Genomic DNA, 24,500 nt, shown 5'->3' with positions numbered 1-24,500 from the left:
AGCGCTACCGCTCCACCGGACCGGTTTCGAACACCACCCTACCGCCTACAATGGTTGTATTCACTCGACCTCTCACCTTCCATCCCACAAAGGGCGTATTGCGGCTCTTGGATCGGAACTTGGACGGATCGACTTCCCACTGTTCTTGCGGATCAACGATGACGACATCGGCATCTGCGCCGACCGCCAGCGTTCCTTTGTTGAGTCCGAACGCCGCAGCCGGAGCCGAGGTCAGTTTCTGGACCGCTTGTTCCAGTGACAGAACCTCTTCCTCCACCAACCCCAACGTCAGCGGCAACGCCGTTTCAAGTCCAACGATTCCGAACGGTGCCTCGGTGAAATCCTGCTGTTTCTCTTGCGTGGCATGAGGCGCATGGTCGGTCGCAATCACATCAATCGTGCCGTCCCGCAATCCTTCCTTGATCGCCTGGACATCCGCCCAGGTACGCAAGGGGGGGTTCATCTTCGCGTGGGTGTTGTAGCCACGCACCAGTTCTTCCGTCAGCAGAAAGTGGTGAGGACAGGCTTCCGCCGTCACGTGGATCCCGCGGGCCTTCGCCTCCCGCACCATTCTGACGGACCCGGCTGTGCTGATGTGTGCAAGATGAAGCCGAGCTCCCGTGAGCTCCGAGAGGGAGAGATTGCGCGCCACCATCACATCCTCCGCCGCAGCCGGGATACCAGGCAATCCCAGTTCGGTCGAAACCAATCCCTCATTCATACAGCCGCCTTCCGCCAGATGCAGGTCTTCGCAATGGTCGACGACCGTCAGATCGAAAGCCAAGGCATATTCCATCGCTCGCCGCATCACCAAGCTGTTCATCACAGGCTTACCGTCGTCCGAGATGGCGACACAGCCGGACCGCCGTAGGTCCCCGATCTCCGCCAGTTCCTTCCCTTCCGATCCTTTTGTGATGGCGCCGACCGGCAGTACATTGGCGAGGCCGGCCAACCGCGCTCGTTCCAAGATAAACTCGGTAACGGCTTGATTGTCGTTCACCGGGTTCGTGTTGGGCATGCAACAGACCGTCGTAAAACCACCCGCAACGGCCGCAGCACTGCCGCTCTGAATGGTTTCTTTGTACTCGAACCCCGGCTCGCGAAAATGGACGTGCAAATCAACGAACCCCGGCATCACAAGCTTCCCATTGGCTTGAATGGTTCTGCCACCGGCCGGTGCCGGAAGATTCCGGCCCACGGCAGCGATCTTCCCGTTCTCGATTAACACATCGTCAATTCCGACAAACCGGCCTGGGTCAATGACGCGACCACCCTTGATCAGAATTGGCACTGAAGACTCCTCTCCACTATTGATAGAATCTGTCGATCTGATGATCCGTTGATGTAATGAATGGCTGCGCTCAAATTCACGACGGATCTGTTCAATCACTCAATTGACAAATCATCAGATCAACCGATCATCAGATTCCGCTAGTTCGCTCCCGACATCAGGTACAGAATTCCCATACGCACTGCCACGCCGTTCGCCACTTGATCGAGAATCACCGAGGACAAGCTATCGGCAACATCCGGGGCGATTTCCACTCCTCGATTAATCGGTCCTGGGTGCATGACGATGGCACCAGAGTCCGCCAGCCGTACTCGCTCGGCGGTCAAGCCGTAGAGTCTCGAGTACTCCCGAATCGTGGGAAACTGCGCGCGTCCCTGCCGCTCCAGCTGCAGCCGAAGCATCATAATGACATGGGCGTCGCGCAGCCCTTCATCCATGTCGTAGTACACCTTCGCTCCCAGCTTCTCCACCCCACGCGGTATCATCGTCGGCGGTCCCACCAAGCGCACTTCGGCACCAAGTTTAGCGAGTGCATAGATATTCGAACGCGCCACGCGGCTGTGCGACACATCGCCGACGATCGCGACGCGCAATCCACGGAAAGTCATCCCCCGTTGCCGGATCGTGTACAGGTCGAGCAACGCTTGCGTGGGGTGCTCATGCCATCCATCGCCTGCGTTTATGACAGATGACTTGACGCCGTTCGCCAGCGTTTCAGCAGCTCCGGCCGAAGAGTGACGCAGGACGATGATGTCCGCCTGCATCGCTTCAATATTCCGAGCCGTATCAAGAAGTGTTTCGCCCTTCACCACGCTGCTGGAGGAGGGAGAAAAGTTGATCACGTCAGCGCTCAGACGCTTGGCCGCCAGCTCAAAGGATGTGCGGGTTCTCGTGCTCGGCTCAAAGAAGAGATTCACGACGGTCTTGCCTCGGAGAGCCGGCACTTTTTTGATGTCCCGCCCGGTCACTTCCTTGAAGGAATCCGTCGTGTCCAGGACGAGCATGATCTCATCCACAGACAACGGAGCGAGACTCAGCAGATCTTTGCGCTTGAGACTCATGGAATCCTCCGCTTCAGGATTTCAAGATGACGACCCGGTCATCTTCCCCGTCTTCGTCCAACAACACTTGGACCTGCTCATCCCGAGAGGTCGGCAGATTCTTTCCGATGTAATTCGCTTTGATCGGCAACTGCCGATGGCCACGATCGACCAACACTGCCAGTTGGATTTCCTCCGGACGTCCCAAGTCCATGAGCCCATCCATCGCCGCCCGTATCGTTCTTCCGGTGAACAAGACGTCGTCGACTAGTACAACGACTTTATTCGTCATGTCGAACGGCACGGAGGTTTTTCGAAGGATCGGTTGATTTTTGCGCAACGCCAGATCATCGCGATACAATGTAATGTCCAATTCACCGATGGGAACCGGTACGCCCTCGATACTAAGGATACGCTTGACGAGTCGATGGGCAAGATGCACACCGCCTGTTCTAATTCCCACTAGTGTCAGATCTTTCACCCCTTTATTCCGCTCCACAATCTCGTGTGCAATACGCATCATGGCGCGGGAGATGTCCCCGGCATCCATGATCAGCTTTTCATCCTTCCGCTCCACCGACTTGTGTATGGGAGTCGTCATGGTCAGGTAATAATGATGTAATCAGGTTCTTGTCGAATCGAGGCATAAAAAAACCTCCTCACCCGCCTGTGGTGAGAAGGTTGCTTTGTCACCGGCCATGGCCGGACCGAAATTCATAATTGGCTCCTTGCTCACCTCACTGGATGAGCATTAAAGGTTTTGACATCCTACTGAAAATACCCGAAACCTGTCAAGCGACCGAAGCCAGAACGAGTTAGGAGGCTCTGGGATCCATTCGCGATCAACCTCTGCTACAGGCGGCTGACGCCTGACTTTGTAAAGCGACCAGAGACCGTATCCAATGAATGGTTAGAAAGACTGGCGCAACCTGATCACGCTCCTTTGAATTCGGCTAGGTCGAGCGCGGTCAGGAATCCCGTCCGTGTTTGGTCTTCCATACGGCCAGCAGCGCCGCAAGCTTTTCTTTGAGCGACCGATGCTCTTCTGCAAGTGCCTCCAGGAAATCGGACAGACGTCTGGCCTTCAGCACCGTATAGAGCGTCACGGCGACGACAGCGCAGTCCTGAATGAGGGTCGGGTCCTGTTCCGTGCCTCACCAAATTATGAGGTTGCGGATTCAATGCACAAGAGTCGGGTAGGCCCAGCAGTTACCTGCCCCGCCCCCCCACAGATCCGGACGTGCGCGATGACCGCATCCGGCTCTTCAGGTCACGAGCCGTCGCCCACCCGTTGGTCCAGACAGCGCCGCATGTCGCCCACCGCCGGGAGCTGCCGGGCCCGCTCTGCTATTTGCTGGAGTCGCGTTGGCACGGTCTGCGAGCTCGGTGTCTCACCCATGTGTCCCTCCAGCAATCCCGTGATCCCGACCACTCCCTTCCCTCCGCTGGGTCCTCTGGGACGAGTTCCCCGCCCTCCTCGGTACTATGGAGCCATTCCGACGCCCCGCCGTGCATCCTGCGGCCCTTCGTTGCCTTCGGCCAACAGTACTTCCCCCGTGCTCGATATTTGTCTCTCCCACAGGCAACAAGCACCTCGCTTGTGGGCCAGGGGATGGTATCCGGGTGACCCCTATCCGGTGTCAGAGAAGACACGGCGGGGCCTCCCAGGTTCCTGAGGTCCCCCTATGTACATGCCCTGTTCTGTGACCCCGGTGGGACCAAGACACCTGGCATCGCGGTGTCTCGATGCAGCCTTCGCTGATCTTGACGAGCTCGGCTCCCACGTCGTTGAGTCCTTTCGGGGCTCCATCGCACGGCCTGCACACTCGCTGTCTATGTTTCGCAGGATGGGTTGCCTCATCACCACGCAAGACTCGCTTGCGGCTGGATGCCCTTCCGTTGCCGGGCAGGACTACCGTCCTGCTGGGGACCAGTGACGGGTTTCCGCTCTGTCTCCACAGGGCTTCCCCCCTCTCCCAGACTTTCCTGGCACACCAAGTTGTGACCCCACCATTTGCGTTTCTTATGTCCGGCGATTCAAAGACCTGTAGTGAAAACAGGACAATTGACACACACCAAAAACCCTTGTTCGACCGAACAGTGGCAGCCATAATGAAAGCATACTCCACAGTCTGGTGCAAAAAGTGACCTTTCTCGTCTAGTGGCGAGATATCTTCGACTCAGAGAGGAAGAGATCAACAGAGGAGAGATGCCGCTCACAGCATTCTTGAGAGCTTCTGCTGAAGGCGAAAAAGTTCGCCTAACGCCCGCTGCCTGAGGTGGTATTCTCATGGCGTTCTCAATATGCTTTTCCACCCCTCTCGCGTCTGACCATGCTGGAGGCAACTCACCATCTTCACGGACAAGGAATCTTATTTCCATTATTGTCATAACAGTCCGTCCAAAGGGTACCTCCCTGTACACAGACACCATCAGGGTCACAATCCCATATGAACGTATCGCACACCGCTATGTTGTCATTGGTAAATGTGCACGTTTCTCCCACACCGGATTGCACTGGCCCATCCCCTGGAGTACCTATGAGGCTCCGGATTCTAGTTTCTCTTGGTCGTGGTAAAAATCGAGACCACTGTGACTGACCGATTCCACTCGGAATAGGGGAGAAGCCACAGCTCACGTCACGATTAGCACCTGCTGACTGATTCGGAAGTTTCATTTTCTATCCTCACTAAACAGATTGTTTTACTGCATAAACAAAGAATGCACCGAACCGCGCCATCGCGGGCCTAGCTCACGCGCGAGGCTTACCATTTGTGGACTGACCAAGGAGTCTCGCTTCATCGCCACGATGGAGTAGGTTTTGAGTTACCACCACTTAATTATGAAGCAGCACGGGCAAGCCAACTCACCCACCACGTCGTCGCCACCAACATGGCAAATACAGTCTTGGCACCCCGGGAACGGCCTGACATAGAACTGGGCGGGACGATTTTTGATAACGACGGCTCCTTTTTGCTGCGGCACTACCGTTGTCCATCTGTCATTCCTGACGGCCCTACTGGTAAAAAGACTGTCACCTCTGACGTGTGCTGATTGCATTGGAAGTCTCATTTGTTGCCTCCATGGAATTCGTTCTCTTAGGTTGCAGCCATTGTAGAACCATCGCAGTGGCTACAGCACAAATCACTAGCCTACTTCTTCAACTATCAAGAGCATCGCTCACATCCCTTTACCCAGTGATGTGGTCTATATCGCGGCGTAATACCATTGACGACCGCGAACTACATCCCAGCGTAGGAGTGTGGCTTCCCAGCGCAAGCACGGCACGACGCATGTCTCACACTATGCACCAACCAAGTTTATGTTTACCAGAACCCGCTTCCTGGTAGCTCGCGTGACCGTTCTCGCAGGCAATCTTCAAACTGTCACAAGATTCACCCGTGCACCAGAGACCACTCTTAATTTCTCCTACGGTACTTGGCTCCAGAGCAATTACTAACTTCGGCACCTCACCCTTGACAGGATTAATGCCCGCTGATTGCATTGGAAGTCTCATTGCTGTACCTCCTCTTTCTCTTTGTTGAGAAATGTGGGCCTCATCAGTGGTCCTTACCGCACATACCAAGAACGCACCTGGCCAACCATCACTGGAACCACATCGCTCACATCCACACAGCATCGATACACCTTTCTGGCTCGCTCGTACATCTTCTTGGGGCTAAAGCATGTGAGCTTCACATCCCAACAATCAGACTCCGGCCGACAAATCGGACTCCGTTCCACCTCAATGGTGTCGAGCTCCATTTCCTCCTTCATAGCTTCTGTAAAAACCTCCGTGACTTGATAGGCATTCGTTGCCATGTAGTTGATCGCCCGGTGTTGTGGTGTAACACCTAGGTTACGAAGCTCCTCATAAACTCTCCGGAGGAAATTGGTTACCGCTTGTGCTTTCGCGCCATACTCGTCTCTCTCCTTTTGGGAGGCTCTTTCTTGAGGGAGAGTGCCATAAATGGCTTGGACCAGCGCCTTGGTGTTCCAGCTATAGGTGCCACGAAGGACTGGCCAAATAATGGGAACAACTTGGCCGGTCAATAGCCTCGCCCTCCCTCCGATATAACCAGGAATCGAGACCCGTTCGACTTCTCCCTTGGCTTGATCGCTGAGAAATTCACACAGCCGTTGGTAGATCTCGCCGGCAAATCCACCCTGAGCTTGGATCGCATAGATCGGTGTGGCGTCGAGATTCAGTGTCCAAAGAATGGCGGCCGCCTCCCAAGGGTTCTCTTTGAGATAGGCCAAGAGCTGAGCAGGATCATGAGGATTGGCAGGGTGTTTCATATGCTGCGTGATGGAGTCGCGGCGCGCTTCGGTCCCAAAATCATAGCTGAGTTGCCCAAGCACGAAGACAAGCTGCGGGGGAGCCGTGCCGCCACATTCACAAGCCGCTGCTTTGATGTTGCTAGGGCTCACCGATCCCTGCGCCATCTCAGCTTCTTTCCCTTGTATATTCGCTGTGCCTTCTGGGACTTGTTCTCCCATCGCGTTTACTGTCTCGCTTTCGTAAGTCGCCACCCTCACTTGCGCGGGAGGTGGCTGGCGAATGGGAATCTTCATGGTTGAATTGGAGTCATTCCCGACCAGACTGGTGGTGGTTGTGATATTGGATTCTGCCATGGCGTTCATTCCTCCCGTGATTTTCGACATCGCCCCTTTGATATTCAGACGCCCGGCTAATAGTCGCTGACAATTTGGTACCGCCTGCTCATCGCATCCTGTTGCACTATTCAGGATCGCTCCTCGCACCTCATCGAGATCAGGCTTCCGTCCAAGCTTAAGTTGAAGGCTCAACAAGAGAGCCGCAACACCGGATACTATAGGTGTGGCATAGCTGGTACCGCTGCTGACGACAACGCCTCCTCCGGGACTAGCTCCCTGGATGTTTTCTCCAGGGGCCAAGACACCTTGGGATTGATATTGTTTACCCCAGTTGCTGAAATCTGTCGGTTCGCCTTGTGCATTCATCGCCCCGACGGCTAATACCGATGGCAAGGCCCCAGGAATGTGCAGGCAATCGCACCCCTCGTTTCCCGCCGCGGCAATGATGAGAACGCCACCCTTAGCGCAATCCTTGACCGCATCGGCGAGCAGTGGGTAAGCAGTTCCGGAGGGGGTCAGCTCTCCCCCACTGATGTTGATAATATGTGCGCCTGCCTGAACAGCTTGATCAATCGCTCGCGCAAGATCGACCTGTGAACATGGAGCAATAGAACCTGTATCTCCTTCCTTGAACACCGGGATAATCAAGCCCCGGCACAGCGGCGCAATACCCTTAATCGGTCCGTCATGGCTCCCAAAGATGACACTGGCGATATGGGTGCCATGCTTTGCGGCTGGACCATCACCTGCTCCACACGAAACGAGAGTCTCAATCCGGGTAAGATCAGCACCAGCCAGGCTCTTGTGCGATAGATCAACCCCGCCATCTAAGAGCGCAATGCATATTCTGGAATCACCTAACGTCTCACCCCAGAGTTCTCGGAGGCCGGAAATCTCCATATCCAATCGATAGAAATAAAAGTGACCGGGTTCCGCTGCGTATCCATCACCACTCCAGCAATTCACATGCTCAGCTGAAATTGGCTTGATTGATAGATGGTTGCAAAATTGGAAAGGTTGGTAAGTAGAAGATCTAGAGCCGATTGTCCTGCTATTGGACAGGTCCAGTAGAGCGCACGGGATGGTTATCCAAAGAGCTGCACTCTTATCGAAACGCTGAAGTGCTTGTCCCTATTTACGATTCTCGGCTTCGGCACCCTTGAGAGTAGATCGCTGTCGCATTCTGCCCCGTTCCAAGATTGGACTAATTGTCATTCTCTCTCCAGTCAGTTTCGAGGGACGGACGGTGGACACATCGCAATGTACCTATTTTCTAGAAGGAGAAGGCCGTCGGAATTCGTGGCGTCACTTAAAGATCCGCGCTCCTCGTGTCACCCCATCCCCGACGACAAAGTTGATATAGTTGCGAGTGCTCCTTCATACGTGCCGCCGATGAGCAAGCTCATAATCTGAGTGCCTTGAGGCGCGGTGATCAGGAGCAGGTTGGAAACGGAAGCGAGTCTCCCAAAAACGGTACGATCGTACCCCCGGGTCAACGACAGTCTTTCATTCAGCGACACGCCGAGGCCCAAATTGGCATTGCCGCCTACAGAATCGACATGTCCGATCCCGCCGCCGACATCGCAGGGGATATTATGCATGAAGCTCAGCTGCTGAAGAAGACGACCGGATCGTTCAGGTACAGGAAGGTGAGGCCCAGTTGAAAAATAAATCAATACTCATGTCAGACCCCCATGAAGGCATTTTTTGTGCTAACCCCGATGCTAAGCAGCTTATGGTTCAGTCGCAATAGAAGCTTGGCCCGACACAAGCTTTCGATCGCGGGTTGTACCTCTTCCATGAAGACCTTTGTTCCACGCCGCGTCGACAGCTGCTCTAGGAGGGCCGTGGGTGTTTGCGCGCAGTCGCATAAACGATAGAGCTCGGCCTCCAAATCTCTCAACGTCCAGCCCGTCTGGTATGCACAGGGGCGAGTGTCGACAATTTGCAGACAGTGGCCATCATCATACACACGCAAAACCGACCGCGAGTTCCTCCAGATATGGTTCCATTGCTGTACCACTTCCTGTAATTTCTTTTGGCCGGGCCGTTCCTGCAGCCCGCGATGGATATGCATTCTCTGTGCGCTGTCTTCAAATGAGTATGCAAGCTTCATCAACGATTCTCTCGGCAGATCATACACATACGCATAGGCCCGACTCGGCTCGAGCATCAAGCCAAAGTCCTGCGGTCGCATGTGATACGGACTGAACCGGTCATAGCGAACTCGATTTACACCTGTGGGAGGTTGGAGATGGAAGATCGCGGGAAGCCATTCGGCCATTTCAGCATACCAGCTATCCGATTCACCAGGGATTCCGCTGAGCATGTTCCAGGCAGCGTCAATGCCGAACTCATTCAACCATTTCAGAAGCTGCAGGTTTATGAGGGTGGAGTTCCCCTTCCCGATGAGACTAAGCACGTTGTCGTCGAGACTTTCGATCCCTGGTTGAATGCAGCGCACCCCCGCATTGGCTAACAGTTCGACCTGGTTGCGCTTGAGATTCGCCTTGGTCTCATAAAAAATAGCGTACCTCTCCTTGGCTGCGGCCAGCTCCGGCAACACCGTGTTGAAATAGGATAGATCGAGAATGTTGTCGACGAATTGAATGGTTCGGATACCGTAGCGACCGGAAAGCTCCGACAACTCGGCAAGAAGCCGCTTAGCGGATTTCGAACGATACTTCATCCCGGTACCATTCAAGCCACAGAAGGTGCAATGAGACTTCTCTCCCCACCAGCAGCCGCGGGAGCTTTCTGCCAATAACTCAGGCTCAAGTAGGTTTGATAATGTTGAACCTTTCAGCATTTCAAAGTAGTGATCGTAATCTGGAATAGGCAGCGCATCCATATCGTGAATCATCGGACGCGGCGGTGATGAGCCGTTCGGTGACACAACCGGCAACACATTCCGAAGGTCGGCCTGCGAAATAGCACCAGGCGGGAGAACCGCCGCATTAATGCCCCGACCATGATCGAGTAATGCACGACAAAGAGACGGAAACATGAGGTCTGCTTCGCCTGAAACGACACAATCCACCCACGAAAAACTCCGAAGAGTTTCCACGCCCATTTCCCCTTCACAATTGGCGCCACCCATTAGCAAGACGGTCTGGGGACTCATCTCACGAATTCGTTTGAGCAGTGCCAGAGAAGCACAATGCTGCTGGAATACGGTGCTGCATCCAACGATACGAGGCTGGCGCGCCACGATGTCCTCAGCCAGTCGATCCACATACGCAATGCTCTGTGCACGTACCCAATACATCAGGTCCTTCCTCTGTTGGAGGTCGGGAGGAAACCCTTGGGATCGCACTTCCAGTACCAGATTCAGGTACTCTTCATCTTTCTCCGCAACTACAGAGAACAGATGGCTGGCGAAGCACCATTCACCAAGTAAATGATCGGTGGGGGCTGATTGCATCGCTTGGTAGGACACCAAGCCAATGGTCTCAGCAAAAGAGAAGGTGGCGTAGATGACTTCGTTCCGAATGTCGGTATGCGCAAGCGATGCCCGCAGTAGGCCGAGAGCGATTGAGGGCCTCCGCACCTCCGCGAAAGGCATGGAGATGAGAATGACGTCTGTTGTCATCGCATTGCTCATTGGCCGAGGGGCACTCAGAGCGAGCCAATCGTCGTGGAGCACGTCAGGCTGCACCGACACCAGCCGCCTCGCGATCACCTTCGTGGAAGGTCCAGGACTTGTCGAAGCCGCCGACCGGGCCTGGTATCGGACCGTTATCCTGATGGACCCATCTGTAATATTGCCCCACTTCAGCGACAAGGCGTGTCTCTTCTCGCTTTTCATGCGCTGTCAGGCCTTCCAGATAACCCGGATCCTGATTGAGCCTCGACAGTGGGGTTGCTTCGATATGGTCTATAGCGCAACGCAGCGTGTAACACGCCACACTGTTACAGATCGCTGTCAAGTAATGCAGGTATGCTTTTTGAGCATCTGAAACGCGGTTCCGCGCCGCCAGTCGTAAGTGTGCTTCGAAGAGTAGGCCTCGCAATATGTGGCAAAGCCCCTGATTTGTGAAGTTCCTTTCGTAGAATGTCTTGACCATCCAGTCGTAGAAGAGATCCAACTTCGGGTCGAGGAACTTGTAATCAGGCTCGAAGGGAGTTCCTATCAGACGCCCTTCCGATTCGAGCCTGCGCTTGATGGGCGTACCGGCGTAAGGCAACATTCGGCAGAACGGTGCGACCGTCCATCCATCTCCTATGAAGGATTCTAGAAAATCGATATTCTGCCGGATACTGCGAATCGTGGAGTAGGGATCGACCAGCATGAAGCCAAAATCGAAGGAAAGTCCGACCTGTTTCAATATCCGGCCGGCCTTTAAATGTGCCTCCGGCTTCAGCCGCTTGCTCATGTTCAGAAGGCCTTCTTCATCGCCCGATTCGACTCCCATGTAAACGTGTGTCAGTCCTCCCGCAACTAATCGCTTCAACACATCCTCAGTGATCTCATCGGACCGGCAGCTGATCTTGAATGTCACCGCTCCGCCGAAACCCGCGTTCATGAGGAGATCTGCTATCTCGATTGCCCAGTTCTTTGCGCTTTTCCCACCCGCCAGAAAGTCATCGTCCTGAAACAGAAAGATCGGGACCTGCCGGTTGCGGTGCAGATGGATCATCTCGTTAACGATCGCCTGCGGGGCGCGCAGCCGACGAAGTGGGCCGCCCTGCTCCTCATAAAATGGTCGGATGCTACAGAAGGAACAATCCCAAGGACAACCGCGACTACCGAGAATCGAGGCCGTGGGCATCGGGTGTCCTTCATAGTCGATCGATTCACGATCGGGCATTGGGAGAATATCAAGGTCCTCCACCACCGTCGCCAAAGGCGCTACCTTGATTTCATTGTCGTCTGTGCGGAATGCAATCCCAGGAAGGGTTCGCCAGTCTGAACCGGTACCGAGACAGTGCAACAGTTTGACCAGCGTTATTTCACCATCAAAGCGCACTACGGAATCAAGGCCGGGCATGTGCATGAGAATCTCTCGTGGTTCGAAACTGGCGTAGTGACCTCCCATAGTGAAATGGGCAACTACCCCAGCCTTTCGAAGAGCGGTAATGACTCTGCCAAAGTCGGGCGCCATGTACTGAAATATTAACGAGAACCCGATGACATCTGGTTTGTCTCTCACGATGCGCTTGAGGATTGAACCTGGGTCTGAACCGTAGGTCATGATGAAGGCCTGATGACCCGAGGCATTCACCGCCGACATCAAATACCGCAAACCGAGGTTGTCCTGGTCTTGGAAGCCAATCAGCAGAACCTTTTGTGGGCGGCCCCCTTGATCGAAGGTCGGTATTCGCATTGAATCGGAAGAAGGGAGTATTCGCATATGCACACCTTTACTTTCGGGCCGGATTAAGCCTGCTAAGGATTCGTCCAAGGAGCAAACTTTGCCGGCTAGCCCTTTCCCTGTTGTCTCTTCAAAGCATCTAGCTGCTGCTTGATCATCGTCTCCATCGAGTTCAAACGGGCCCTTTCGGCTTCTATTGTGTGCAACGAGGACTCGAGTTGGGAAATCGAAAATCGGCTCACGTCAATCGGCGGCGGATCGCCGATTTGGCCAATCCGTCCTAGGGTCGTGCCAGCCGTCTGCCGCACAACAGCTCCTCCTCCCCATTGCCACGGGTAAGGGGCGGGGTCCGCAACAACTGGAGGGGGAAACGGGCCTGGATCAACTATCGGTGTGGGGAATGGTCCCGGATCGACAACCGGAGTCGGCCACCGATGATATCCCCAACCTCCCCAGGATGGCGGACGATATCCCCAGCCTCCTCCGCCCCACGGTGCCGGATCCACTACCGTTCCGCCGGGAGATGTAAGTCCACCAGGCCCAACTTGTGGCTGCTGGGCCAGATTTGCCTCCAGTCGCGTCAATCGTTCCTCGAGTCTCTTGATACTATCTTCAGTGGCCATAATCCCCTCCTGTTTAGTTGGTATGACAGCTCGCCACATTGGTCATATTCGATCTTCCCAAGCGCAATCCTTGGCAAGGAGGAACACACGAACCCGACCAGCACAACCATGGAGATTCATGATAGGCCTCTTTAGAAGGAACGTGAATGGGGGAAAACATCCCGCACTCAATGGTTTGCCTTGACGGCCGTACACCTCCATGCCATCTCGATTCACGTACTCAACAATTCAAACTCAGCAATTCAGATGCCCAGATGACAACAGTGTGAATTGATGTGGGTTTTGGAAATGGGACCGCGAGATGGAAGGTATAAGTAGAAGTTTCTGTCGACGATTGTCCTACTATTGGACAGTTCCAGCGTAAAGCACGAAAGGGCTATCCAAAGAGCCGCTCTCTTATCGGTTCGCTGAAGTGCTTGTCCCTATTGGCAATCCGCGGCTTCGACGCCATTGAGAAAAAATCGATGGTGCATGGTGCACCGTTCTATTATTGGACAGATTCGAATGGTATCGCTCGTCCTGGAATGGTTTTCTAGGAAGGAACGCATTTCAGTACGAAACACAGTCCTTATGCCACGTTCCGGTTGAGAGGGTTTTAGAACGCATGCCCGTTCACATCCCCTGGTCACGCGCTCACCGCATCAGGGGCTCCATTACAATCCAATGACTCGGCGCCAGTGTGAAAAATCACGGAACGGATGGGGTGGGATGGCACGAGCTTTTCAAGGTTGTAGACCTGGAGTTTTCTGTACAACGTCGTTCGACTTACTTCAAGGTCGTGTGCCACACGGGTCAAGTTCCCTCGATGCACACAGATCGCCTTGACGATCAGCTCCACTTCAATCCGGCGGTGCGCCGCCCGTAAGGAAGCCAGCGAGTCTCCAGACTGGAGGGTCTCGCAGGTCAAATCCAAATCGCGAGGCGTAATGTCGTCACCTTCCGCCATGACAACGGCGCGCCTCACTTTATTGCTGAGTTCCCGTACGTTGCCAGGCCAGGAATAGGACTGAATCGCTTTGATGGCAGCAGAGGTATAGCCCCGTATCGGCTTCCCATAAACAGCAGCAGCGCGCCTGAGAAAAAGCATGGCCATGATCGAGGTGTCTTCGCCTCGCTCCCGAAGCCGAGGGAGATGAATGTGCATCACCCCCAAGCGATAATAGAGGTCCTCGCGGAACAGATTTTTGTCCATGGCTGCCTTCAGATCAACGTTCGTCGCAGCGATCACCCGCGCATTGACGCGAAGAACCTGCTGACCGCCGATTCGTTCGAACGTGCCGTCCTGCAAAAAACGAAGCAGCTTGCCTTGGAGCGGCGGAAGGAGATCGCCGACTTCATCAAGAAACAGGGTGCCGCCCGCCGCCGCTTCGATCTTGCCTTTCTTTTGCTGAACGGCCCCTGTAAAGGCTCCTCGTTCGTGCCCAAAGAGTTCAGATTCCAACAACGTGTCTGGGATGGCACCGCAATTGATCGGCACGAATGACTCATGGTTCCGGAAGCTCTGTGCATGAATGGCTCGCGCGGTCAGTTCTTTGCCTGTACCCGTTTCACCGGTAATCAATACAGGCATGTCTGTTTTCGCCACTTTACGGACCAAGTCGAAGACCGCGCGAATGGAGGGGCTTGTTCCGACCATTTCCTCAAATTGTTCCATGGTTCACCTCAGTACTGACCGAAAATTGAGGTTCCTGTTTGCGTTGGTCGTGCAATAAGCGATCCGATCTGCTCTATATGGCTTCTTGAGTGTTTCCCGGTTCGTTCAATAGCTCCGCGGAACTCATGGTATCCAGATAGATACAGGGTGGATCACAATAGATACAGGATGATTCTTATAGAGCTCATCAACATTCTGTAGTGGAAATGGCGCCAGCATTGCACGACAATCCGCAAGCGCTGTATCAGCGATTCATTATCGTATCGCTAATATTGCGTACACTCAGCTCCTCACCCGTTCAATGTTTTTGAAAAGTTCGAGCAACGCATCATGCGACACGGCGGTTGCGTACGATCACGCATCTATCCAGATCTCGATCACACAGATCTTGTCGGAGCCCTGTCATGGTGGAACCTATGGAAAATCCCCGTCGTTGATGGCATCACAAAGTTCTTCGATTCATGTCACTAAACAACGCAGAGTGATCGCTTTGAACGTGACAGATTGCTCAATAGGGTAGAAGCCGGATGGCCGACAACTGAATTGGGTTGGACTGATCGAGGTTAGGAATCCCGTCCATGTTTGGCCTTCCACACTGTCAGGACGGCCGCTAGTTTCTCTCTGGACGACCGATGCTCGGCTGCAAGGGCCTCCAGAAAATCCGACAGACGTCTGGACTTCAACACCGTATAGAGCGTCACGGCGACGACGGGAATCAGGACCAGCAGGAAATAGCCGACCCGCATCATCGTCGACTCCTCCCCCAGTGCGAACAGATTCATGCCGAGCACACCGGTTGTCGCCACGCCGATCAAGCCGACTGTGGCCACGACAGTCAGGCGGACCATGGTTTCACCTTGCCGACGCAGTGCATCGCTGTCGAGGTATTGACTCATATCCTCCAGTTCCGACCGAAGCTCCTCATAGAGTCGACCGGTACCCAAGTGTTCACTGATCATCCGATAGAGTTCCTTCACCTGTCCATGATCCGAAATCTGATGCGACCAGTAGCGATGGGTGAAGCGCAGAAAGATGCCGAGTGTTTGGCGAATGACGCGGCGGAACTGCCTGACCGAATCGAGCTTCGTGGGATCGAGCTGGTTCATCGCCTCCACCAGGCGATTGGTCAGCATCAACAGAGCGGCTTTGTGAAAATGCGGGATCAAAAACATCAGAAAATATTCGTGACGGAACTGCTCCAGATTGGTCTTGCGGTCCTCAAACGCCGGTTCTCCGGCCTCTCCCACCATCGTAAACACGCGACCGGTACACATGAAACGGGTTCCTGCAGGATTCCTCCCCTGCCCGTTCCAATACCGGTCGTAACAATAGCGTGCTTCAAAGTCACTGAGATAATGCTCCGAAAAGGGCAACGTGTCGGATCTGCCCGGTGCCGCCGCCAAGCCCGCTCGTGCGAACTCTCCCCGAGTCAGCGCCCCCGGATCGTCCAGGGTAAGATACGCCATTACCGGCATCAGATGATACTCGATCTGTCGGTAACGAATCGGCCCTGCTTCTTCTGAATGGTGCAGCACCAGCGGTTCGAGCAGGAATTCCCAGTGCGAGGCGAGACTGAGCGACCGATGCCGGCAGACGAACGAGAGATATTTCTCACGGCGCTCATAGTCCGACACGGCGAGCACCTTGCCGTCCGAGGAAAGCCACTCCACATGCTTGGGGCAATGGCCACCGTGCCCATCAGATTCCCAATAGGTGGGATAGCATCGGCCAAAACGAAAGAGTGAGTTCTGCACCTGCGAGAGCGGTACATTATCGGCGTAGATCTCGACGACCAGAATCGCCACATCGATGTCGTAGAAGAAATACAGATCAACGTGCGCCACAGTAAAAGTCGCAGGCGCCGTATGAGGACCAGGAAACACCATCCGCACCTTGGCGATATCGTCGCGACGGAAGACACGGATGGCGGACTTTTCATGGACATCCGAGCTGGTTCTCTTTCCTTCGCCATAGAGAAAACGCTGGACATACGGCAGAAACGTCACGAACTCGCTGTAATGTCGTTCCTGGAACTGACGAGGATCGCCTGTAAACTCATCGACCAGCTCCCTCCAGGGATTACTCGAATTGGTTGCCTGCAAGAGCTCCCAGTGCTTTTGGATCGCCGCATCCTCACGGATGGGCGTGAGTTGCATGGGCCAGAGCAGAATTTGTCGAAACTGCCGAACGATCTTTGTCACGTCAGACACGTTGAAAGACCTCACTTGCGAAAGATTCACCGGATGTAAAACTCTGAATGCGTTCTTCTTCGCGCCGAACGCGGCAGGAGACGGCACTATGACTTATACCATAAGGTTGGTTGGAAGACCTGTATCTTGGAAGATAAAGGACGGCGGCCACCTGACGGTTAATACTCCGTCATACCAACACACCGTAGCGGAGTCCGACGGGGTTATTGCTTTCCGTCACGTGCGCTATGTCCGTGCGTGCCATTATTTCGGTGCCGTGAGTGCATCCTGTGCGACGTGACCGGTTTGTGATTTCTCGATGATATTCTGCTGGATCTCCTTAGCAACGACCAACGCCAATTGGTCACTAGACAACGCGCCCATCGGCAGATCCTTCGTATCGGCATAAAAGGGATCGTCGGGAGCTGCCCTTCGATGGAGATTGATCAAAATTGTCGCGGGCTGAACCGATCGCCCAGCCACACCGACCATCACAGCGTTATCTGCCGGCTGCACCCTAGTTCTTGTCGCCCAATCGCGCTGGTCGACTTTGACGAACGTCACATTCCAGATATTTCCGTTCAGCAGACTCGTCACAGCCAGTGGCGTGCGTTCCAGAAATACAGGTTCCCGTACGATTTTCTGCAAGGCTTCTCGAACCCGAATATCATAAAACTTCGTCGCAGAGTCCGGCTGGCTCGGGGGAGCCAAATTGGTGGTGCCGACCTCGTAGTAGGACTGCCCATCCAAACTCTGCTGGTCGTCGACGGTGCGTAGGTACGCCTCGAATAGCTGTTGAAGCAGCCGCAGCCGCTCCTCACCAGAGAGGGCTCGAATATTCCTATCATCCCGAATGGGCGCATGCTGGATGTCCCGTTCGAGAGATACTGTCTTCGGCTTCTGACCAGTCTCCGCTTTGCTGACCACCCACTGGAACTCTCGCGCCAGCACAGGTGCAAACTGTTCAGTCTCTCCGATATAGCGCCCATCTCTCATCGATGACGCACTGATCAGCAACCTGACCCGACCAGGATCCACTGTCCGAACAACCAGAAATGAGAAGGGCTTCCCTTCATGATTGCGGACGCTCGGTTGAATGATCACGCGCTCGATCATCCCCTTGTTCACCGCTTCATCGAACCCTGGATAGGTATGCCGATGTTGATTCAAATGGGAGAATGTCTCGACCACTGTCTGGAGAACTGCATCAGCCTGCGTCTGTTCGAGAGATCCGCCAACCGCCTCCTTCGTCCCTTGATCAACAAATACTCGGAATGAAAGACCTGGAATCTCGTGGCCTTGTCCCGAGAGAGCAGGGAACGCTGTGGCAGGTTGGCCATCATGGCTCGCATGAGTAACATAGCCATCGATGGTAACGCTGAGAACAGCGGCCACCACGGGCAACATCAGGCTGTGGGTAATCAAACCGGACATGATCGATCCCTTGAGTCGAGGGACTGAACGAGGTGCTTAACGCGATTATGCCACGGTGGCTCTCCAAGAAGAAAGGCTATGCGACGTCGGCCTTCATCGAGATCATGGCAACCAGTATCGGGAGTGATCTCCCATCCTATTCGAACGGTATGTGTTGATTTTTCAGGACAAGAAAGTGCTCATGCCTGTCGCGTCGATGAACTGCTTCGGTCAAGCCGCTAGGAATGAAGAGCACGGTTATATCCGGTCGGATGGGACGGTTGTCAGCACTGGATAGATGAGCTGGGGGAGGCACCCGTTACATCCTTGGATCAACGGGTGAGCCATCAAAAAGACGGTCGTCTTTCAGTGGTCCAGTGATAGATCCCATTTCTCCCCGAGCTTCAGATCCCAAAACTCAGGGTCATATTTTATGATCCCTCCCGCTGGTGTAAAGGTGAACTCGCCGAAGTAGACTCGCCCCTTGACATTGTAGAAATCTAAGCGGACGTACCCGAACCCGATCGACAGTTTCGCGGCAAGCGCCAGCATTTCATCAAGATTCGCCGGCTTTGGTACCCAAGGTCGTACTCCACCTGGCTCATCGGTGAAGTCGAGGAAATTCCATGTTGTGTCAAAAAACGGAGTGATGTCGTGTGTATGATTGCGAACCAGAATCTGCTCCGGCGTTCCGTTAAAGCAGTAGACTTTATAGTCGAACGGTGGGCTCCCATCCTCATTGGTCAGGTATTCTTCAATCAGAATACGGGGTGGAATCCCATAATATTGAAATTCGCGTCCGTGCCAATAATAATCGCTGGTCAGCCACCCCGACACTTGACGAATAATCGCTTCGCGATCCACCTTACCCCTGACGATGATCACTTGCCCAGCTGCATGGCTGGGCTTGATTACGTACTCCGTCGGCAGCCGGTCAAACGGAATCGAGCGCGGGTCATTCCCCTGCCATAAGAGCTTGATCAGGTACTCCTCGCCTACCCTGCTCGCCACATGGGATCGCACGGCATACTTATCGGCCAGCTGCCGAAACCGTGGGGGCATGTCGCCCCTGTTCCAGGTAATCATGCGCCAGAACATCTTCTCCGTAAAGGTCTGAGGATTCGTCAGATTGAGCGGTTTGCCGTGGATCCGAGCATATCTGCGCAACAAGAATGCCTCGCCTTCGGACCGCCGCATTACCCGGCGCTTGATGGTCCGATAGTGGTTGACGAGGTCATGCAACCAGGTGTCTCGTAATTTGGCACGAAGGGCTGCGATTCCTGACGCATAGAAAGAATGTTCCATTCCTATTTTACCTCCTCGCCAAATTCTCATCTCCTTGTCACTGAGTCGGCCGATGCAAGAACGGTCCATGCTCGGATACAAAGTCATCAAACATCAGGATGACCAGTGTCGAGCGCATGATTTATGATGGCCATTATAGTCATAAACCCATCATTTTTCCTTCCGAGTGTTGAGCTTCCCCCCATTGTTTGGACAGGTTTTCTCCGAACTTACGCTCATGGATTTCTGTCGGGTCTCCTCCTTTCGTTCAGGGCCCGCCGGGCTCCTTCTATGGTTCCGGGCTGGGGGGCCGCTCACAACTTCGCACCAGGATCGGTTATCCGGAGCGATCTCCCGCGAGTCCCTACCTAAGTAGCCCCATTTTTCACCCGAAATGCACCTCGGCCGGGGTGCGACGTCCCAGACTCTGGTGGCGTCGTTCGACGTTGTAGAACGCAACATACCGCTGCAACCCCCGCCAGGCCTCCGCCCCATCGGCATACTCCCGCAGATAGATCTCCTCGTAGGTCACGCTCCGCCACAGCCGCTCGACGAAGACGTTGTCCAGCGCACGACCCCGTCCATCCATGCTGACACGCACCCCGGCCCCTTCCACACACGCGAGGCCCTTCTGGCTGGTGAATTGGGCCCCCTGATCGGTGCTGCAACTCTCTGGGCACCCCCTGGCCAAGGCCCGTCTCAGCGCCTCGACACAAAAGCCGGTGTCCAGGGTGTTGCCCAACTCCCAGGCCACGACGTAGCGGCTGAACCAGTCCATGATCGCCACCAGGTACAGGAATCCCCGCCGCAGCGGCACATACGTGATGGCCGCGCACCACACCTGGTTGGCTCTGACCCCCGCGAGCGTCCTCAACAAATACGGGGACCGCCGATGTTCCGGCTGCGGCCGGCTCGTATGCGACCCCGGCAGCACCGCCCGCCCCCCCATGACCCGCATCAGTCGTTCGCCCCGCTTGTGGTTGACCGCATGACCCAGGGTCGGCAGCCAGGCGGTCATCCGCGGCACCCCGTAAAACGGCCGCTGCACATACAGCCGATCGATCAGCGCAGCAACGCCAGGTTCGCTCCGCTCTCGGACACCGGCTCGGACTAGGACGTCGACCGCGCCAGCCCCACCAAGGCACACCGCTGCGCAATCGACAACGACGTGCAATCTGCTTGAAGCCATTCTCGTCGGTCCTCCGGCGACACGCTCAGAGCTTTTTTTAAGCCACTCCAGCTCCATCTTGAGCTGGCCCTCCTGATACAGGGGTGCCGTCACCGTCTCCTCGCTGCGGCCTCCCCCCAAGCCCCGTCGGAATACTTCCGGGGCGCCTTTCACCAACGGCCGCTTCCAATGGGCAATGACCGTGGGATGAACACCATGAGCCGCACGCAATTCACTCAGCGTCCGTATCCCCTTAATCGCCTCCACTGCCACCCGCGCGTTGAACTCCTCCCCATGTGTCCTCCGTTTCTGGGCCATGTGTAGCTCCCGGGTTTTCCGACGGTCGTTCTACCGCAATCTTGGCTTCACGACCTGTCCAAAAAACGAGGGGAACTTCACTACGCCACATAACGGATGACCCCACCATGCGGATTCCATGTTCGAGGACGCTTCGTACAATATAGCTTCTGCAATCCCTGCCAGACTCAGCAAAATCACTCAATGGGAAATGCTCTTAGGGGCCTGAAGACGGGTGATGCTGTCCGGCCAGAGGGTGGCCGGGTCTTTGTCGAAAATGCTGAACGCATCCGACGGCAAGATACCCCATGCTCCTTCGAGCATTTCATGTTCGAGCTGTCCAGGTGCCCACCCGGCAAATCCGGCAAACGCTCGAAATGTTTCGGTCGGTTTAGGTTGAGTCATGATGCGTTCCAGGACGCGCGGTGTGCCCACATAAATTCCACCGACGATCTGACGTGTATCAGGCAAGACTCGCGTGAGCCGGAACAACAGGACCAGTTGCGTTTGGTTGACCGGCCCACCGGCAAACAATCGGTAGGGGGTGCGCTTCAGTACAGTAAAATCCGGCAAGACTTCGGACAGGAGTACGTTCGTGGGGCGGTTCAGAATGAGGCCGACTGTCCCGCCTCGTCCGTGTTCGATAATAAGCAGGACGGTTTGGTGGAAGTTCGGATCGCTTAGCGAGGGACTGGCTACCAGGAGCACGCCCTTCTCGACCGCCGCAGGCGAAAACTCTTGCTGCGCCTGAGCCGATAACGCGGAGACGAGCAAGAAAGTTCCTACAAAGAACGCGCTTCTCATGATGTCCCGCGGAGCGACTAGAGCCAAGATCTCACCTTCGTGCCGATGCTAACAGATAGCTTTTCTCTGCGGCGAAATCAACAGGAACGTCGAAGGGCAAGACGGTGCTCGTGTGTTAGGTTTGGTGGATTTCTAGAGAGCGAGATGTGTTAGAGTGGCCTCTGCGTTGCTGCTTGTCGGATGAGAATCGCAAGACAACAGACGCAGGATTATTTCGAAGGAGAAGGGATTATGGGGCGCTGCTCGGGAAATCTCATCATGATGACCGTCCTCTGCACCCTATCGGCATGCATGGATCCGCCAAAATCTCCCTACGTCGACGTGCGGGACACAGTGTCCCGTATCGACGAATTACAGGCAACCGCAGAACAAGGAAGCGCCGAGGATCAGTACAATCTTGGCATGCGATATGAGACCGCCTTGCCGAAAGACCACAGGGAAGCCGTTCGCTGGTACCGCATGGCGGCCACCCAGCGACATGTCGGTGCATTCTATCGGCTCTGCGTGCTATCGGACATCGGGCGTGGAATGCCCCAGGACTATCAGGAAGCTCTACGGTGGTGCCGCCTTGCCGCGGACCAGCGGCATGGGCCGGCGATGTTCGTGATCGCCACATATTACGAAAGGGCACGGGGAGTTCCCAAGGATGTCGTCCAAGCCTACCAGTGGTACAACTTGGCTGCGGCTAACGGCCATGAAGACGGAGCGAAATGGCGAGATCGTCTGGCCAGGAACATGACGCCGACTCAAATCGCACAGGCCCAATTTCTCGCACGAAATTGGAAACCCAAGGCCACAAATCCAGTTCAAGAACAGTAGCCGATGGGTTTCTCCTGCGTACACTCTGTACCGGAGACCACCAACCGAGATGCGGTTCTTGAAGCCTTCGCTTCCGTGTCGGCAATCCCGAATTAGCCACGCGCAGGCCTTCGGAGGCTGTGTCATCCTTCAAGGTTCCAGCCATCTGTCCGTTACGACACTTCATGCTTGCAGTCGCCCCTTCTGGCTGCGTAGGATATTTGCCGATGGTTTGCTAACCGGCCAGCAGCTATCCATCGCGTTCACGATCAGTCAGAATGGATCACCAGTTGCCACTCTACCAGTGTGTGACTCTCGCAGGAATTATCTTGATGGCCATTTTCGCGTCAAACTGCACCGCTCCCCCTCCTAGTCCGCCACGCCCGCTCATTGACGGGCCAGCCGTGAGCGAGGTCCTCAAGCGCGCTCAGGCCGGCGATCCCAATGCGCAAAATGAATTGGGGTTACGGTATAGCGAAGGGCGGGGTCTTCCACAAAACTATCATGAGGCAAAGGATTGGTTTAAAAAGGCCGCTGACCAGGGACACGCTAACGCACAAGTCAACCTAGGAACCCTCTATTCCCTTGGACGAGGCGCCCCGTACAGTGACCCCATGGCGTTGTTTTGGTTTCAGAGGGCCGCGGAGCAACGGAATGCGTTGGCCTTCGCGAAACTGGGGATGATGTATGAACGGGGGCGCGCCGTGCCTCAGAGCCTTATTGAAGCCCACATGTGGTACAGCCTTTCGATTGCCCATGGTGAGAAACGTGCCGCTGAATCTCGCGACGCGGTTGTCATTCGGATGACGCCAGGACAGATCGCCGAAGCGGAAGACCGGGCGAAGAAATGGATGCCCAAGGGACGATAATCCTAAAAACGGCAGTCAACGGGTCATGTGGGCGCAGTTTTTGAGATCGACAAGGTCGAAGGGCCCGCTGTGGAGCGCATGCATGTGGCGAACGCGCGGGTGAGAATCGCTCGTAGGCGGTCGGCATCGGTCCACTGCTCCGCAGGGGCTTTGAGGGTTCTCAGAAAACCCGCCAAGTTGGTCAGCACTTCATTGGATGGCCGAGCGCTTGGCGTGCAGGCAGGTGATCGTGAGGCGCGTGTGTCCGGCGTGGGATGGTGCGTGGCGACGCCATGCAACAAGAGCGGTCGACTGGCGATCGCCTGGCAGTGCTTATGTGGCTGGGCGAGTCGCACGAAGAGCGTCCACCAGTTGTAGATCAGTGCCACCATCCCGCCATGAACCGGCAGCGCGCCAGATCCTGCGTGGTGAAGCTCCCCCAGCCCCATTGATTCTTCAGCTCGTCAAAGGTGTTTTCGGCATCGGCCCGATCGCGATAGAGCTGGGCGAGGGCAAGGACCTCGTACCGGGTTGAGGTGACGAGCACGGCGTACTCATAGCGCGTGGTCGGCACCTCGCTCTCCATGAAGTTGAACCACGATTGATCGGCGTCCGTCCCGGTCATGAGCAGCTCACCCGTGAGGGGGCGGCGCAACACCACCACGCGGCGTGCGCGGCTCCACCCCGACAGCCGCAGCGTGTCCTCGCCCCCTTCCCAGCCCTGTCCCGCCTCCTCCCACGCAGTGGAGCGGAAGAGCGTCTTGATGAGGGCCTTCACATGCTTCGTGACGCGTAGCTTGGTGAGAGACGGCTAATCTCGAGCCTCGGGCTCGCGGAGCACCGATTCGTTGCCAAAGGCCACGTCCCCGCGGAGCACGGCGGGGCGTGCCTCCTTCGGCAACGCATCCAACCACGCCCAGATCCTCGGCAGGTGATTGTGCTAGGCTCGAAAAAGTGGACGCCTTCAACCTATGATCTGAGGTCTGGAGGTGTGAGATGGAACGAGTTCCGCGACAGCAGTATACGAAGGAATTCCGTGAGCAAGCGGTGCAGCTGGTCCTGGAACAGAAGTTGACGATTCCAGAGGTAGCAAGACGCCTGGCCATGTCGGGCAAGACGCTCGAGAACTGGGTGTGTCGAGCCCGGCGCGGTCAGCTCG

The 24,500-nt window shown here is 55.3% G+C and carries 20 protein-coding genes; 2 read left to right on the top strand and 18 right to left on the bottom strand.

What is annotated here, in order from left to right:
• Positions 1-4: 4 nt before the first annotated feature.
• The 16 genes from P0120_24615 to P0120_24540 all read right to left on the bottom strand — a co-directional run bounded on the left by P0120_24615 (position 5) and on the right by P0120_24540 (position 21,695).
• On the bottom strand, positions 5-1,291 hold the full coding sequence (locus tag P0120_24615) for a dihydroorotase (protein ID MDF0677493.1): 1,287 nt from the start codon (positions 1,289-1,291) through the stop codon (positions 5-7).
• A gap of 140 nt (positions 1,292-1,431) precedes the next feature.
• Positions 1,432-2,352 carry an aspartate carbamoyltransferase catalytic subunit gene (locus P0120_24610; protein MDF0677492.1) on the bottom strand — a complete coding sequence of 307 codons (921 nt, stop codon included), beginning with the start codon at positions 2,350-2,352 and terminating at the stop codon, positions 1,432-1,434.
• Between the two features lie 13 nt (positions 2,353-2,365).
• Positions 2,366-2,932: a bifunctional pyr operon transcriptional regulator/uracil phosphoribosyltransferase PyrR gene (gene pyrR, locus P0120_24605; protein MDF0677491.1), complete on the bottom strand. Its 567-nt coding sequence runs from the start codon at positions 2,930-2,932 to the stop codon at positions 2,366-2,368.
• 367 nt (positions 2,933-3,299) lie between these two features.
• Positions 3,300-3,437: a hypothetical protein gene (locus tag P0120_24600; protein ID MDF0677490.1), complete on the bottom strand. Its 138-nt coding sequence runs from the start codon at positions 3,435-3,437 to the stop codon at positions 3,300-3,302.
• 164 nt (positions 3,438-3,601) lie between these two features.
• Positions 3,602-3,730, bottom strand: coding sequence for a hypothetical protein (locus P0120_24595; protein ID MDF0677489.1), 129 nt, complete (start codon positions 3,728-3,730; stop codon positions 3,602-3,604).
• A 2,171-nt stretch (positions 3,731-5,901) separates the two neighbouring features.
• Positions 5,902-7,914, bottom strand: coding sequence for a PatA/PatG family cyanobactin maturation protease (locus P0120_24590; GenBank protein MDF0677488.1), 2,013 nt, complete (start codon positions 7,912-7,914; stop codon positions 5,902-5,904).
• 365 nt (positions 7,915-8,279) lie between these two features.
• Complete coding sequence (locus tag P0120_24585) at positions 8,280-8,549, bottom strand: hypothetical protein (GenBank protein MDF0677487.1); 270 nt, start codon at positions 8,547-8,549, stop codon at positions 8,280-8,282.
• A gap of 83 nt (positions 8,550-8,632) precedes the next feature.
• On the bottom strand, positions 8,633-10,540 hold the full coding sequence (locus P0120_24580; protein MDF0677486.1) for a RiPP maturation radical SAM C-methyltransferase: 1,908 nt from the start codon (positions 10,538-10,540) through the stop codon (positions 8,633-8,635).
• A gap of 55 nt (positions 10,541-10,595) precedes the next feature.
• Positions 10,596-12,302: a radical SAM protein gene (locus P0120_24575; GenBank protein ID MDF0677485.1), complete on the bottom strand. Its 1,707-nt coding sequence runs from the start codon at positions 12,300-12,302 to the stop codon at positions 10,596-10,598.
• Positions 12,303-12,370: 68 nt separating this feature from the next.
• A complete protein-coding gene (locus P0120_24570) occupies positions 12,371-12,886 on the bottom strand; it encodes a hypothetical protein (protein ID MDF0677484.1) in 516 nt (171 codons plus the stop codon).
• 625 nt (positions 12,887-13,511) lie between these two features.
• Complete coding sequence (locus tag P0120_24565; protein ID MDF0677483.1) at positions 13,512-14,540, bottom strand: sigma-54 dependent transcriptional regulator; 1,029 nt, start codon at positions 14,538-14,540, stop codon at positions 13,512-13,514.
• Positions 14,541-15,103: 563 nt separating this feature from the next.
• Positions 15,104-16,750, bottom strand: a complete 1,647-nt coding sequence (locus P0120_24560) for a hypothetical protein (GenBank protein ID MDF0677482.1) — start codon at positions 16,748-16,750, stop codon at positions 15,104-15,106.
• 243 nt (positions 16,751-16,993) lie between these two features.
• Positions 16,994-18,163 (bottom strand): hypothetical protein, encoded by a 1,170-nt coding sequence (locus P0120_24555; protein ID MDF0677481.1) that lies wholly within the window; start codon positions 18,161-18,163, stop codon positions 16,994-16,996.
• Positions 18,164-18,508: 345 nt separating this feature from the next.
• Positions 18,509-19,447, bottom strand: coding sequence for an ATP-grasp fold amidoligase family protein (locus P0120_24550; GenBank protein MDF0677480.1), 939 nt, complete (start codon positions 19,445-19,447; stop codon positions 18,509-18,511).
• Positions 19,448-19,811: 364 nt separating this feature from the next.
• Positions 19,812-20,912 carry an IS3 family transposase gene (locus tag P0120_24545; GenBank protein ID MDF0677479.1) on the bottom strand — a complete coding sequence of 367 codons (1,101 nt, stop codon included), beginning with the start codon at positions 20,910-20,912 and terminating at the stop codon, positions 19,812-19,814.
• A gap of 180 nt (positions 20,913-21,092) precedes the next feature.
• Complete coding sequence (locus P0120_24540; protein ID MDF0677478.1) at positions 21,093-21,695, bottom strand: YqgE/AlgH family protein; 603 nt, start codon at positions 21,693-21,695, stop codon at positions 21,093-21,095.
• A 231-nt stretch (positions 21,696-21,926) separates the two neighbouring features.
• Between P0120_24540 and P0120_24535 the strand changes: the two genes are divergently transcribed.
• Entirely contained in the window at positions 21,927-22,514 is a 588-nt protein-coding gene (locus P0120_24535; protein ID MDF0677477.1) for a tetratricopeptide repeat protein, read from the top strand.
• A 311-nt stretch (positions 22,515-22,825) separates the two neighbouring features.
• Positions 22,826-23,362 (top strand): tetratricopeptide repeat protein, encoded by a 537-nt coding sequence (locus P0120_24530; GenBank protein ID MDF0677476.1) that lies wholly within the window; start codon positions 22,826-22,828, stop codon positions 23,360-23,362.
• Positions 23,363-23,385: 23 nt separating this feature from the next.
• Here P0120_24530 and P0120_24525 read toward each other — a convergent pair whose 3' ends face one another.
• Both P0120_24525 and P0120_24520 read right to left on the bottom strand, forming a co-directional pair.
• Positions 23,386-23,733 (bottom strand): hypothetical protein, encoded by a 348-nt coding sequence (locus tag P0120_24525; GenBank protein ID MDF0677475.1) that lies wholly within the window; start codon positions 23,731-23,733, stop codon positions 23,386-23,388.
• A complete protein-coding gene (locus P0120_24520; GenBank protein MDF0677474.1) occupies positions 23,721-24,119 on the bottom strand; it encodes a transposase in 399 nt (132 codons plus the stop codon). The genes P0120_24525 and P0120_24520 overlap by 13 nt, the downstream gene beginning before the upstream one ends.
• Positions 24,120-24,500 lie beyond the last annotated feature (381 nt).

The organism is Nitrospira sp. (genome assembly GCA_029194675.1).
In the GTDB taxonomy this organism is placed as follows: Bacteria; Nitrospirota; Nitrospiria; order Nitrospirales; family Nitrospiraceae; genus Nitrospira_D.
This window is presented reverse-complemented; position numbering and strand designations above follow the sequence as displayed.

What these genes read in the sequence shown, in the direction of transcription:
- P0120_24610 (MDF0677492.1), bottom strand. Translation starts at nt 2,352, where the DNA reads ATGAGTCTCAAGCGCAAAGATCTGCTGAGTCTCGCTCCGTTGTCTGTG.
- pyrR (MDF0677491.1), bottom strand. Translation starts at nt 2,932, where the DNA reads ATGACGACTCCCATACACAAGTCGGTGGAGCGGAAGGATGAAAAGCTG.
- P0120_24595 (MDF0677489.1), bottom strand. Translation starts at nt 3,730, where the DNA reads ATGGGTGAGACACCGAGCTCGCAGACCGTGCCAACGCGACTCCAGCAA.
- P0120_24585 (MDF0677487.1), bottom strand. Translation starts at nt 8,549, where the DNA reads ATGCATAATATCCCCTGCGATGTCGGCGGCGGGATCGGACATGTCGAT.
- P0120_24580 (MDF0677486.1), bottom strand. Translation starts at nt 10,540, where the DNA reads ATGACAACAGACGTCATTCTCATCTCCATGCCTTTCGCGGAGGTGCGG.
- P0120_24575 (MDF0677485.1), bottom strand. Translation starts at nt 12,302, where the DNA reads ATGCGAATACTCCCTTCTTCCGATTCAATGCGAATACCGACCTTCGAT.
- P0120_24570 (MDF0677484.1), bottom strand. Translation starts at nt 12,886, where the DNA reads ATGGCCACTGAAGATAGTATCAAGAGACTCGAGGAACGATTGACGCGA.
- P0120_24565 (MDF0677483.1), bottom strand. Translation starts at nt 14,540, where the DNA reads ATGGAACAATTTGAGGAAATGGTCGGAACAAGCCCCTCCATTCGCGCG.
- P0120_24555 (MDF0677481.1), bottom strand. Translation starts at nt 18,163, where the DNA reads ATGTCCGGTTTGATTACCCACAGCCTGATGTTGCCCGTGGTGGCCGCT.
- P0120_24550 (MDF0677480.1), bottom strand. Translation starts at nt 19,447, where the DNA reads ATGGAACATTCTTTCTATGCGTCAGGAATCGCAGCCCTTCGTGCCAAA.
- P0120_24545 (MDF0677479.1), bottom strand. Translation starts at nt 20,912, where the DNA reads ATGGCCCAGAAACGGAGGACACATGGGGAGGAGTTCAACGCGCGGGTG.
- P0120_24540 (MDF0677478.1), bottom strand. Translation starts at nt 21,695, where the DNA reads ATGAGAAGCGCGTTCTTTGTAGGAACTTTCTTGCTCGTCTCCGCGTTA.
- P0120_24535 (MDF0677477.1), top strand. Translation starts at nt 21,927, where the DNA reads ATGGGGCGCTGCTCGGGAAATCTCATCATGATGACCGTCCTCTGCACC.
- P0120_24530 (MDF0677476.1), top strand. Translation starts at nt 22,826, where the DNA reads ATGGCCATTTTCGCGTCAAACTGCACCGCTCCCCCTCCTAGTCCGCCA.
- P0120_24525 (MDF0677475.1), bottom strand. Translation starts at nt 23,733, where the DNA reads ATGGTGGCACTGATCTACAACTGGTGGACGCTCTTCGTGCGACTCGCC.